The organism is Nocardia aurantiaca (assembly GCF_009708175.1).
GTDB lineage: Bacteria > Actinomycetota > Actinomycetes > Mycobacteriales > Mycobacteriaceae > Nocardia > Nocardia aurantiaca.
On the sequence record NZ_WMBB01000002.1, the window covers coordinates 360,101 to 372,516 of the forward strand.

The 12,416-nt window shown below is 69.2% G+C and carries 13 protein-coding genes and 1 riboswitch; all 13 genes read left to right on the top strand.

Annotated elements, in window-relative coordinates; translation table 11 throughout:
- Positions 1 to 93: 93 nt before the first annotated feature.
- Entirely contained in the window at positions 94 to 795 is a 702-nt protein-coding gene (locus GLP40_RS04975) for a hypothetical protein (RefSeq protein WP_154786609.1), read from the top strand.
- A 158-nt stretch (positions 796 to 953) separates the two neighbouring features.
- Positions 954 to 1,502 carry a flavin reductase family protein gene (locus tag GLP40_RS04980; protein WP_154786610.1) on the top strand — a complete coding sequence of 183 codons (549 nt, stop codon included), beginning with the start codon at positions 954 to 956 and terminating at the stop codon, positions 1,500 to 1,502.
- Positions 1,503 to 1,604: 102 nt separating this feature from the next.
- A riboswitch (SAM riboswitch) is annotated at positions 1,605 to 1,697 on the top strand.
- A gap of 8 nt (positions 1,698 to 1,705) precedes the next feature.
- Positions 1,706 to 2,626: an amino acid ABC transporter permease gene (locus tag GLP40_RS04985; protein WP_154786611.1), complete on the top strand. Its 921-nt coding sequence runs from the start codon at positions 1,706 to 1,708 to the stop codon at positions 2,624 to 2,626.
- Positions 2,623 to 3,387, top strand: a complete 765-nt coding sequence (locus GLP40_RS04990; RefSeq protein ID WP_154786612.1) for an amino acid ABC transporter ATP-binding protein — start codon at positions 2,623 to 2,625, stop codon at positions 3,385 to 3,387. Before GLP40_RS04985 ends, GLP40_RS04990 begins: the two co-directional genes overlap by 4 nt.
- Positions 3,388 to 3,408: 21 nt before the next feature.
- Positions 3,409 to 4,392 carry an ABC transporter substrate-binding protein gene (locus GLP40_RS04995; RefSeq protein WP_154786613.1) on the top strand — a complete coding sequence of 328 codons (984 nt, stop codon included), beginning with the start codon at positions 3,409 to 3,411 and terminating at the stop codon, positions 4,390 to 4,392.
- On the top strand, positions 4,389 to 4,898 hold the full coding sequence (locus GLP40_RS05000; protein WP_154786614.1) for a GNAT family N-acetyltransferase: 510 nt from the start codon (positions 4,389 to 4,391) through the stop codon (positions 4,896 to 4,898). Before GLP40_RS04995 ends, GLP40_RS05000 begins: the two co-directional genes overlap by 4 nt.
- Positions 4,895 to 5,965, top strand: coding sequence for an LLM class flavin-dependent oxidoreductase (locus GLP40_RS05005; RefSeq protein WP_154786615.1), 1,071 nt, complete (start codon positions 4,895 to 4,897; stop codon positions 5,963 to 5,965). Before GLP40_RS05000 ends, GLP40_RS05005 begins: the two co-directional genes overlap by 4 nt.
- A complete protein-coding gene (locus GLP40_RS05010) occupies positions 5,962 to 7,593 on the top strand; it encodes an ABC transporter substrate-binding protein (RefSeq protein ID WP_154786616.1) in 1,632 nt (543 codons plus the stop codon). The genes GLP40_RS05005 and GLP40_RS05010 overlap by 4 nt, the downstream gene beginning before the upstream one ends.
- Positions 7,594 to 7,597: 4 nt before the next feature.
- Positions 7,598 to 8,557, top strand: a complete 960-nt coding sequence (locus GLP40_RS05015; RefSeq protein ID WP_154786617.1) for an ABC transporter permease — start codon at positions 7,598 to 7,600, stop codon at positions 8,555 to 8,557.
- The gene (locus GLP40_RS05020; RefSeq protein ID WP_154786618.1) at positions 8,550 to 8,729 is read left to right on the top strand and encodes a hypothetical protein; all 180 of its coding nucleotides are present in this window, start codon (positions 8,550 to 8,552) and stop codon (positions 8,727 to 8,729) included. The genes GLP40_RS05015 and GLP40_RS05020 overlap by 8 nt, the downstream gene beginning before the upstream one ends.
- Entirely contained in the window at positions 8,722 to 9,669 is a 948-nt protein-coding gene (locus tag GLP40_RS05025) for an ABC transporter permease (protein WP_154786619.1), read from the top strand. The genes GLP40_RS05020 and GLP40_RS05025 overlap by 8 nt, the downstream gene beginning before the upstream one ends.
- Positions 9,666 to 11,336 carry a dipeptide ABC transporter ATP-binding protein gene (locus GLP40_RS05030; protein ID WP_407671533.1) on the top strand — a complete coding sequence of 557 codons (1,671 nt, stop codon included), beginning with the start codon at positions 9,666 to 9,668 and terminating at the stop codon, positions 11,334 to 11,336. The genes GLP40_RS05025 and GLP40_RS05030 overlap by 4 nt, the downstream gene beginning before the upstream one ends.
- Positions 11,336 to 12,412 carry an LLM class flavin-dependent oxidoreductase gene (locus GLP40_RS05035; RefSeq protein WP_154786620.1) on the top strand — a complete coding sequence of 359 codons (1,077 nt, stop codon included), beginning with the start codon at positions 11,336 to 11,338 and terminating at the stop codon, positions 12,410 to 12,412. Before GLP40_RS05030 ends, GLP40_RS05035 begins: the two co-directional genes overlap by 1 nt.
- The last annotated feature ends 4 nt before the right edge of the window (positions 12,413 to 12,416 follow it).

Below are 12,416 nucleotides of genomic sequence, written 5' to 3' on the forward strand. Positions count from 1 at the left end.
GTTCAGCACCCCGGATACATACTTCGTTCGCGTCGGGCCGTTTCGATCATGCGGTCCATACCTGCGGACTGCCTGATGAGGAAACAAAGGGAAATGCGCATCAAGAATTTCGCCGCCACCGCGGCGTTGGTCATCGCCGCCATGGGCGTCACCGCCGGCACCGTCAATGCGGCCCCCGCCGCCGACAATGGCGTTATCGACTACGCCGCAACGACTTCCGACACCAATACCATCATCCACACCGATGGCGGTTCCATGGTGGTCGAGGACGGCGCTTTCAAGATCAAGGCCGACAACGGCACCGTGCTGGCCGGTCTGCCGCTGAACTTCCGGGTCGACGACTTCGAATTCCCGATCGCCACGGAGATCGCGGATCACACCGCGACCCTGACCCCGCAGTACGACATGGACCACGCGGTCTACAAGCCGATCAACCTGCCCTACGAGGACCAGGCGCCGTTCAAGAGCGACTACGACCGTGAGCAGGCCGCCTGGAACCGCATGAAGGACACCATCAGCACCGGCGCCACCATCGCCACCCTGGTCGGCGGTATCGGTGGCGCGGCCGTCGGTTGCGTCGCCGGCATCGGCGCGGGTCTGGTTGCCACCGGCGCGCTGGCCACCCTGTTCGGCCTCGGCCCGCTCGGCGGCTGCGTCCTCGGCGCTGCCACGGTCGGCTTCCTGGGAACCCTGGCCGGTCAGCTGTTCGTGACAGCCCCGGTCACCATCGCCGCCGTGTACAACTACTTCGTCACCATCAACCAGCCGCACATCGTCGCGCCGCCGACGAAGTAATAGCGACCCTGTCGCGAAGATCTGGTCGACCCCCGTCCGGCACCCTGCTGGGCGGGGGTTTCGCACTGTCCCGCACCGCGACCGCGGTCGGCTCGCGACTTGCGATCGGTGTGAGCACAATCCTGTCACCGGGCGCGCGCCGGTGCTGAAGTGGGGTGATGGGCGAGCTGACCTCCATTCACGGCGCGGCTGCCGCGCTGACTCCGGCCGACGGGGCCGATCTGCGGCGGACGTTCGCGCACTTTCCCAGCGGAGTGGTGGCGGTGTGCGCGCGCATCGGCGGGACTCCGTATGGGTTGGTGGCGAGCACTTTCGTGCCGGTATCGCTGGATCCGCCACTGGTGTCGATCTGCATTCAGTACACGTCGGAGACCTGGCCGCGGCTGGAGCAGGCCGACCGGCTGGGGTTGAGCCTGCTCGCCGGTGAACAGGAGGCGGCGGCGCGCGGGCTGAGTTCGCGGCGCGGGGATCGGTTCCGCAATGTCGAGCTGCGAGCCGGGAACGGGAGCGCCGCCTTCGTGGCCGGAGCGACCGCCTGGCTGGAAACCTCGGTGCACGAACAGGTTCCGGCGGGCGACCACGCCGTGGTGCTGTTGCGGGTCCACCGCATCGGCGCGCGCCCGGAATCCGAGCCGCTGGTCTTCCACCGCAGCGGTTTCCGCGCCCTCCACGACCCGGACCCGGAGCGCGACGAAGCCGTCGGCTGATTTCCGCGCTTCCACCGTAAGTCCGGAAATCGACTGTCATGCCATTGAATTCACGCTGATCCGGACCGGCGACACGCACTGCCGGAATTCGTATCGTCGTCACCACCATCCAGAGCGATCGAGAGACCTGGCTCGCAGACATCGCAGCAACCCCCGCGCACGTGGTGCGGGTGCTTCCGCCAGGACCGATGGAGGACGAATCCATGAGCACGCTGGCGGCGACCGCGCAGACCGAGCGGGAAGCTGGACACGATGACGGAGATCTGCCGATCGTCCGTACCCGCCACCCATGGCGCTGGGTCACGGGAGCGATCGCGCTGGTGCTGGTCGCGCAGTTCGCGCACGGCCTGATCACCAATCCGGGCTGGGAATGGGGCACTTTCGCGCAGTACATTACCGCGAAGTCGGTGCTGTCGGCATTGACCGTGACGCTGGAGCTGACCTTCTGGGGCACCCTGCTGGGGTTCTTCCTGGGGATCTGGCTGGCGGTGGGCCGGCTGTCGCGGAATCCGGTGCTGCGGGCGATCTCCTGGACCTATGTGTGGGCGTTCCGCTCGATTCCGCTGATCGTGCAGCTGCTGTTCTGGTTCAACCTGGCCTACCTGTACAAGACGCTGTCGCTGGGGATTCCGTTCGGGCCGGAGTTCGCGCGGTTCCAGACCAATGGCGTGATCAGCGGATTCACCGCGGCTGTCATCGGTTTGGCGCTGCATCAGGCCGCATATTCGGCGGAGATCATCCGGGCCGGGATCATCTCGGTGGACGAGGGGCAGTGGGCGGCGGCCCGGTCGCTGGGTCTGCCGTGGCGGCGGCAATTCTTCACCATCGTGGCGCCGCAGGCCATGCGCGGGATTCTGCCGAATGCCGCCAATGAGGTGATCAGTCTTTTCAAGGGCACCTCGATCGTGTCGACCATGGCCATTGCCGAGCTGTTCTATCAGGTTCAGGTGATCTACGGCCGCAATGGCCGGGTGGTGCCGCTGCTCATGGTGGCGACGGCCTGGTACATCCTGCTCACCACCGTCCTGAGCGTCATTCAGTTCTATATCGAGCGGCACTTTTCGAGAGGACGCAGTTCCCGCGAAAGCCGTTCCGCGAGTGCGAAAGGCGGGGACCGGCGATGAGCGAATTCGCGATCGAATTACGCGGTGTTCGAAAATCCTTCGGCCGCAACGAGGTGCTGTCCGGCATCGATCTGGCCGTCCGCCCCGGCGAGGTCACGGTGATCCTCGGCCCGTCGGGTTCGGGCAAGTCGACGCTGCTGCGCACCATCAACCATCTCGAGCAGGTGGACGGCGGCACCGTCCGGGTGGGCGGCGGGCTGATCGGCTACCGCCGTAAGGGCGACAAGCTCTATGAGCTGCATGAGCGCGAGATCCTGCGGCAGCGGGCGCGCATCGGTTTCGTCTTCCAGAACTTCAATCTCTTTCCGCACCTGACGGTTCGGGAGAATGTGGCACTGGCGCCGGTGGCCGCCCAACACCGCCCCAAGGCCGAGGTGAACGCCGAGGCGCTGGAGTTGCTGGCGCGAGTCGGCTTGGCGGACAAGGCCGACGAGTATCCGAGTCGGCTGTCGGGCGGGCAGCAGCAGCGCGTGGCCATCGCGCGGGCCCTGGCCCTACGGCCGGAGGTGGTGCTGTTCGACGAGCCCACCTCCGCGCTCGATCCGGAGCTGGTCGGCGAAGTCCTCGATGTCATCCAGGATCTCGCCCGCGGCGGCTCGACCCTGGTGATCGTCACGCACGAGATCGGTTTCGCCCGCGAGGTCGCCGACACCGTGGTGCTGATGGACGCCGGTCGCGTCGTCGAACAGGGTCCGCCCGCGCAGGTGCTGGACAACCCGTCGCACCCGCGCACCAAAGCCTTTCTCGCACACGTCCTCTGAGCACCAGGTAAGGAAACGCCCATGTCTCTGGCGAGCCGTCGCAGACGGATCACCGCGCTTATCGCGCTCACCGTACTCGGCCTGTTCGCGAGCGCCTGTGGCGGCGCCGGCGACGGCGGTGTCCGGAGCTCCGATACCGTCAACGGGCTCAGCTACGACCTGTCGCCGCAGCAGCCGGGCCGCGTGCACGCCACCAAGGTGGACGCCATCGCGGCGCAACTGCCCACGGCCGTGCGAGATCGCGGCACGCTGGTGGTGACCGGTTCGGTCGGCGCCACACCGCCGCTGCGCTTCTACGCCACCGACGACCGCACCCCGATCGGCTCCGACACCGACATCTCCTACCTCATCGCCGACATCCTCGGACTGAAGGTGGACACCCGCATCGGCGACTGGGCGCAGAACTTCGTGAAAATCGATTCGGGCGAGGCGGACGTCTTCATCAGCAATGCCACCGTCACCGAGGAGCGCAAGGAGAAGTACGACTTCGCCACCTACCGCCTCGACAATATCGCCCTCGAGGTGCCCAAGGACGCGACGTGGACCTATAAGGACCGGAAGTCGCTGGCGGGCAGGAAGATCGGCGTCGGGTCCGGCACCAATCAGGAACAGCTGCTGGTGAAATGGAACGAGGACAACCTCGCCGAGGGCCTGCCCAAGATCGATCTCGTCTACTACGAGAAGGCCGGCGACTACTACCTGGCGCTGTCCTCCGGACGCCTCGACGGCTATCTCGGCCCCAATCCCGCAGCCCGATATCACGCCGCCGCAAGCGGCCAGACCAAGGTGGTCACGACCCTCTCCGGCGCGGGCGACGCCCTCCAGGCCGAAATCGGCGTTCTGACCAAGAAGGACAACGGCCTGGCCGGACCGCTGCGGGCGGCTCTCCAGTACGCCATCGACAACGGGCTCTACAAGCAGGTCCTGGACCGCTGGGGCCTGGGCGACGAGGCCGTACCGCAGTCTCGGATCAATCCGCCCGGACTACCGAAGAAGAAGGGATGAGCGTGTCGCGCACCGTATTCCACGTCGGACAGCACGATCCGCTGGCCGCGCCGCTGCTGGCGGAGCTGGCCATCGAATACAGCAGCCGCTACGGCCGCACCCCCGGCGAGGTGCACGCGGACCTGACCGGCTATTCGGCGAGCCATTTCGCCCCGCCGCACGGCGACCTCCTGATCGTCGTGGAGGACGGAGAACCGGTGGCGGGTGGCGCGTTCCAGCGCTATGACGACCGAACCGCCGAACTGAAGCGGATCTGGACGGCGAGCGCGCACCGGCGCAAGGGGTTGGGCCGGTTCGTGCTCGAACAGCTGGAGACCGAGATCGCCCGCCGCGGCTACCGGCGCATCTACCTGACCACGGGGCCGCGCCAGCCGGAGGCGGTCGCGCTGTACACCGCGGCCGGGTACACCGCGTTGCCGCGCGATGTCGTGAAGGAAGTCGGCCACGTGCATCCGTTCGAGAAGTACCTGGCGGTCGGCGAGGGCGCGGAGGCGATCCCGGCATGAAATTCCTGCTCCTGACGCTCATCACGCACACTCCCGACCCGGTGACGGGTGACACCGAGTCAGCCCGGCAGCGCCTGCGCCGGGTGGTCGACAGCGCCCGGCTGGCCGAGGATCTCGGCTACGACGGTTTCGCGGTGGGGGAGCGGCATGAGGATCCGTTCATCTCCGCGGCCCCGCCGGTGGTGCTGAGCCATATCGCGGCCGTCACCGCCCGCCTGGCTCTGTTCACCGGCGTCACCACACTGAGCCTGCTCGATCCGGTGCGCGCCTTCGAGGACTACTCGACCCTGGACAATCTCTCCGACGGGCGCCTGGAGCTCATCATCGGCAAGGGCAACGGCGCGGCGCAGGCCAAGCTGTTCCACGTCACCACCGACGATCAGTGGGATCGCAATCGCGAGGGCTATGAGCTGTTCCGCAAGCTCTGGGACAGCGACAACGTCACCTGGGAGGGCCGTTTCCGGCCATCGCTGACCGAGGCCAAGGCGCTGCCCCGCCCGTTGCAGCCGCGCCTGCGCATCTGGCACGGCAGCGCCACCAGTCGGGAATCCGCGGATTATGCCGCGCGGCACGGGGATCCGCTGTTCTCGGCGAATGTCACCTATCCGATCGAGCCCTACGCGGACCTGGTCGACCATTACCGGGAGCGCTGGGCGGCCTACGGCCATGACCCCGCCGAGGCGCTGGTCGGCGCGGGTACCGCTGGGTTCCTGGTGACCCGCACCTCGCAGGAAGCGCTGGATCTGTATCGCCCGGTCTTCGAGGCGAGGCAGGCCGTGGCGCGGAAGTTCGGCGTACCCATCGTCTTCGAGACCGTGGAGGACTTCGCCGCCCGTTCCTCGGCCCTCATCGGCAGTCCGGAACAGGTGTTGGACAAGGTGAGCCGCTACCACGAGCGGTTCGGCCACGAGGTGATCCACCTCAGCGCCGACGCGGACGGCCGCACCGAGATCCAGCACCGCGACAGCCTGGAACTCTTCCAGGCCGAGGTCGCCCCGGAACTGCGCCGCCATATTCCCAGCCGCCCGCTCGGCGGCGATCGCTACCCCTCCGGAGACCTCCGATGAACCATTCCCTCGCCGCGAGAGCCACGCGTCCCCTGGCGTTCGCCGGCGCGCTGGCCGCCACCCTCACGCTCGCCGCGTGCGGTGGCGCAAGCACCGAGAACTCCGGCGAGCCGGCGGGTCCGCCGCAGGCGGGCGGCACCCTGCGCTACGGCCTGTCGCTGGCCCCGACCTGCTCGGATCCGGCGCAGTCGGCGACGAACCAGACCATCTACGTGACCCGGCAGATCGTCGACTCACTGGTGGACCAGGATCCCGACACCGGTGAGCTGAAGCCGTGGCTGGCCGACAGCTGGACGGTCTCCCCGGACGCCAAGTCGTTCACCTTCCATCTGAAGGACGGCGTCACCTTCAGCGACGGCACCCCGCTCACCGCCGATTCGGTGCGCAAGAACTTCGACTCCATCGTCGCCCTCGGCGGGGTCAAAGCGCCGCTGGCCGCGAGCTACCTGGCCGGGTACACCGGCAGCACGGCGACGGATCCGCGCACGGTGCGGGTGGACTTCTCCACCCCGAATGCCCAGTTCCTGCAGGCGACTTCGACACCGCAGCTGGGAATCCAGTCCGATGCCACGGTCGCCGCGTCCGCCGACGACCGGTGCCTGGGCGCGAATATCGGCAGCGGCCCGTTCACCTATGCCGAATGGAAGCAGAACACCTCCGCGACCCTGACCAAGCGCCCCGGATATGCCTGGGGCTCGGCGGTTTTCGCCACCCAGGGCGAGGCTCACCTGGACCGCATCGTGTTCACGGTGGTCCCCGAATCCGGCGTCCGCACCGGCAGTCTCGCCTCCGGCCAGCTCGACGCGGTCAGTGACGCGCTGCCGCAGGACATTCCGCAGATCGAGGCGGGCGGCGGCCGAGTGCAGTTCACCGCCAATCCGGGCGTCCCGTTCGGACTCCAGGTGAATGTCACCCGCGGCCCGCTGCGCGACCCGGCGGTGCGGGCGGCACTGGTGCCCGCCATCAACCGCAAGGAACTGGTGGACACGGTGCTGGGCCCGCAGTTCACGGTCGCCACCAGCGTGCTCGCCTCGAAGACCCCGGGTTATGTGGATCTTTCGAGCCGGGTGAAATACGACCCGGACGCCGCGAAGAAACTGCTCGACCAGGCGGGCTGGGCGCCCGGCGCGGACGGCATCCGGGTCAAGGACGGTCAGCGGCTCGCGGCGGGTGTCATCTTCACCCCGGTCTTCGCGGGCAATCAGGCCATTCTCGAACTGACCCAGCAGCAGCTGCGGGCCGTCGGTTTCGACCTGCGCCTGGAGCCGCTGTCGGTGGCGGAGTCGAATGTGCGCCAGAACGCCAAGGACTTCGACTTCGACTACTACAACTCGACCCGTGCCGACGGCGACATCCTGCGCACCACCTTCGCGCTGGACCAGCGCAACCTGAATGCCCGCGGCCCGGCCGAGCCGCTGGATTCCCTGCTCTCCCAGCAGCTGTCGGCCACCGACCCGGCCGCGCGGTCCCGCATCATCGGCGACGCCCAATCCGCGGTGCTGGACCAGGGGCTGTGGATTCCGACCATCGAACTGTCCCAGGCCATCGGTGTCGGCAAGAACGTGGCCGGGGTGAAGTTCGAGGCGTCGGCCCGGTTGCAGTTCCACGACACCTGGCTGCGGCGGTAATCCCATGGGCCGCTACGTGATCGGACGGGTGCTTCAGGCGGTGGGCGTGCTCTGGGCGGCGTTCACGCTGTCGTTCGTGGTGCTGTACCTGCTGCCCGGCGATCCGGTGGACATGGCCGTCAATGCCGTCACCGGCACCCCCGTGGACGCTGCGGCCGTCGCGGAGATGCGCGCCAGATACGGCCTGGACCAACCACTGTGGACGCAGTATTGGACGGCGCTCACCCACGCGGTGCGCGGCGATCTGGGCCATTCACTCTTCAGCGGCCAGACCGTCACCCGCGCCCTGGCCGACGCGCTGCCCTCGACTGTGGCGTTGGCCGGCCTGGGCCTGCTGCTGGCGGCGCTGGGCGGCACCGGGCTCGCCCTGGCCGCCGCCTACACCGTGCGGCCCTGGCTGCGCGGCCTGCTCACGGCGCTGCCGCCGATCGGGGCGTCCATGCCCGGCTTCTGGGTGGGATTGCTGCTGCTGCAACTTTTTTCGTTCCGGCTGCGACTCGTCCCCGCCCTCGGCGGGACGGGGTTGCGCGGCACACTCCTGCCCGCGATCACCCTCGCCATCCCGGTCGGTGCGGTGATCGCGCAGGTCCTCTACAGCAGTCTGGTCGCCACCTGGCGGCAGCCGTTCGTGGAGGTCGCCTTCGCCAAGGGCGCGTCGCGCTGGTGGGTGCAGCTGCGTCATGTGCTGCGGCCCGCCGCGACCCCCGCGCTCACCGTGGCGGGTCTGTGGGTCGGTCAGGTGCTGGCCGGCTCGGTGGTCACCGAGACCGTGTTCTCGCGGCCGGGACTGGGCCGCCTGACCCAGGAGTCGGTGCTGCACGAGGACATTCCGGTGGTGCAGGGGATCGTCGTGTTCGCCGCACTGGTCTTCGTCACGGTCAACCTGCTCATCGATCTCGCCTATCCACTCTTGGATCCCCGTGTGGTGCACCGGGATGCACGGAAGGAGCGCGCGCATGCCTGACGGCCGCCACCTCATCCGGAATCTGCGCGAGCGGCTGCGTGTGCCGTCGGGGCCGCGTTCGCGACGGCGCGTCATCGCCCTGACCCACCCGCTCCTGGATCCCGGCATCGCCTACTGGGAATTCGACGACGTGGTTCACGTGCTCGACGACGAAGCGCGGATCGATGTCTGACGCCGCGGCCGGGTACGAACCCGTCGCGGTGCTGACCGATCCCGCCGTGACCGCCGAACCTGACGCCCGACCGGAGCGGCCGTCGGCGCCGGGACCCGAAAACAGTGAGCTGCGGATCACGCTGGTGCGCCGGGCAGCATGGGTGCGTCGCAATCTCGGCCTGCTCGCCGCCGGGACGGTCGTGCTGCTCGTGCTGGTCTGGGCGGTCGCGCCGTCGTTGTTCGCGAGCGGTGATCCGCTGCGCGGCGTGCCGGCGCAGAAGCTGCGGGGGCCGAGCGCGGAGCACTGGTTCGGGACCGACAATCTCGGGCGGGATCTGTACACGCGGGTGGTGCACGGGACCGGGCTCTCGGTGAGCGCCACCGTCTTCGCGGTGCTGCTCGGACTGGTCGCGGGATCGCTGCTGGGCCTGGTGGCGGGCGGGGCGGGCGGCCCGGTGGACACCGCGCTCATGCGGGTGGTCGATGTGCTGCTGTCCATCCCGGATCTGCTGGTCGCGCTCGCCATGATCACAGTGCTGGGGCTGGGCACTCGCAATGTGGCTGTCGCCGTGGGTGTTTCGCTCATCGCCCGATTCGCGCGGGTAATGCGCGGTGAAGTACTGCGGGTGCGGCGCGCCCCGTATGTGGAGGCCGCCTTCGCCTCCGGGGTGCGGTGGCACACCGTGCTGTTCCGCCACGTGCTGCGCAATGCGTACGGGCCGGTGGCGGCGCTGGCGGCGGTCGACTTCGGGGTCGCGGTCCTGTTCGTGGCTTCGCTGAGCTTCCTCGGCTACGGCGCGGTGCCGCCGACGCCGGAGTGGGGATCGCTGGTGTCGGACGGCCGCGCGTTCCTGGCCACCGCATGGTGGCTGACCACCCTGCCGGGGCTGGTGATCGTCGTACTCGTGCTGTCCACCCAGCGGATTGCCCGCGCCCTCCAGAAGGGAGAAACGCGATGAATATCGACCTGCGGAGACCTGCGAGCGATGTGTCGGGCCGACGCGACGGCATGCTGTTGAATATCGAGGGGCTGCAGGTCGAGTACCGGGGCGGCACCGGGACGACGGCCGCCGTCCGCGGCGTCTCGTTGGCGGTGCGGCGCGGCGAGACGGTGGCGCTGGTAGGCGAATCAGGTTCGGGCAAGTCGACTCTCGCGCACGCGGTGATCGGGTTGCTCTCTGGCGGACGCGTCACCGCGGGCGAGATCACCTTCGCGGGAGAGCGAATCGAGCACGCCCCTGAGCGGGCGCTGCGACGGCTTCGCGGTGCGCGCATCGGCCTGGTCCCGCAGGATCCCGGCACCTCGCTGAATCCGGTGCTGCGCATCGGTGACCAGGTGGGGGAGGTGCTGCGCATTCATGGCCGCGCCGGCCGCCGGACGGCCCGGATCGAGGCGGTGCGGATTCTGGAGCAAGCCGGGCTGGATCGTCCGGAGGTGCGGGCGCGGCAGTATCCCCAGGACCTCTCCGGCGGCCAGCGGCAGCGCGTGCTCATCGGCATCGCCCTGGCCTGCGGCCCGGAACTGGTGATCGCCGACGAGCCGACCAGCGCCCTGGATGCCACCGTGCAGCGCCGCATTCTCGACCACCTCGCCCAGCGCACGGCCGAATCCGACACCGCGGTCCTGCTCATCACCCACGACCTGGCCGTGGCCGCCGAGCGCGCGGACCGCATCGCGGTCATGCGAAACGGACTGATCGTCGAAACGGGCACGGCGGCAGAGGTACTGGGCAATCCACAGCACCAGTACACGAAACAGCTGATCGCCGCCGTCCCGAGCCTCGATCGGAACGAGCGTCCGCGCCCGGGCCGTTCACATTCGACTCCGCTGTTGTCGGCGACCGGCCTGCGCAAGTCGTTCCGTGTCACAGGAGATTTCACGGTCACCGCCGTCGACGACGTCTCCCTGGAGATCGATCGCGGCGAAACCCTGGCCTTGGTGGGCGAATCCGGCTCCGGCAAGTCCACCACCGCCCGCATCCTCGCCCGACTCACCGAGCCCGACGCGGGCGCCGTCACTTTCGACGGCCAGGACATCACCGCCCTGCGCGGCGCCGGACTGCGCGCCCTGCGTCGCCGTATCCAGGTCGTCTACCAGAACCCGTACGTCTCGCTGAATCCCACGCTGACCATCGGCAAGATCGTGTCGGAACCCTTGGCGGCATTCAAGATCGGCGATCGGCGGGGACGCCGCAAGGCGGCGGGCGAACTGCTCGAGCAGGTCGCGCTGCCCACCTCCTACCTGGACCGCCGCCCCGCCGAGCTCTCCGGCGGCCAGCGGCAGCGCGTCGCCATCGCCCGCGCCCTGGCGCTGCGCCCGGACCTGCTGGTCCTCGACGAACCGGTGTCGGCCCTGGATGTCTCGGTGCAGGCGCAGATCCTGGACCTGCTCGAACGCCTGCAAGCCGAGCTGGATCTGGCCTACCTGTTCATCTCCCACGACCTGGCCGTGGTCCGCCGCCTGGCCGACCGCGTGGTCGTCATGCGCCAGGGCTGCGTCGTCGAAACCGCCGCCACGGCAGACCTTTTCGGCAATCCGCGCAACGACTACACCCGCGAGCTGCTCGCGGCCGTCCCCCGGGCCACCGTGCCCGACGTCCCCCTTCCGATCGAAAGGACAGCCTGATGCCGCGAACGACTCCGCTGCTGCTGGGCCTGGAACTGTCCGGCACCGGTGCGCACCCCGCCTCCTGGCGTCGCGCCGACTCCCGCGCCGAGGACCTCTTCGACGCCGGCTACTGGGTGCACGCGCTGCGGGCCGCCGAGGACGCGGGCCTCGACCTGGCCTTCCTGCCGGACGCGTTCACCCTGCAATCGTCCGGTGCGCTCGGCCGCCTGGACGCGGTGGCGGTGGCCGCGCGGGCGGCCGCGGCGACCCGGCGCATCGGGCTGATCCCGCAGGCGTCGGTCACCCACACCGAGCCCTTCCACCTCTCCAAAGCCATTGCCAGCCTGGACTTCGCCACGCAGGGCCGGGCGGGCTGGGAGGTCGCCGTCTCGGCGGGGGAGGCGGCCCTGTTCGGCCGCAAGCCGGAGCAGGACGACCGGTCCCGCTGGCGCGAGGCGGACGAGGCGGTCGAGGTGGTGTCCCGGCTGTGGGACAGCTGGGAGGACGATGCCGAGATCCGCGACACGCCCACCGGCCGCTTCATCGACCGCGCCAAGCTGCACTACATCGACTTCGCCGGCGAGCATTTCTCGGTGAAGGGCCCGTCCATCACCCCGCGCCCGCCGCAGGGGCAGCCGCCGGTCGCGGTGCGCGCCGCCGATCCGCACAGCACCCGCGTGGCCGTGCACCGCGCCGACCTGATCCGGGTTGCCGCACCGGATCTCACGACCGCGGCCGCCACCCGCGCCGAACTGCGCTCCGCCGTGGCCGCCGCCGGGCGCGACCCCAACCAGGTCCGGGTATTGCTCGACATCGACATCCATCTGGCGGACACCGTGGACGCGGCCGCCGCCGAGGTCGCCCAGCTGGAGGAGTGGATCGCCACCCCAGCCCCGGCGACGGTGTTCCACATCGGCACTGCCGCCGAACTCCGCGACATCCTGCGCCGCGTCGAAACCGACTGTGCCGCGGATGGTGTGGTGCTGCGGCCGCTCGCGCTGGCCGCCGCGTTGCGCCACCTGCCCGCCCTGACCCCGTCCCTGCGCGAACGTATCGGTCTGCCGCGTCCGGCGAACCGCTACGCCCACATCTGAGGAG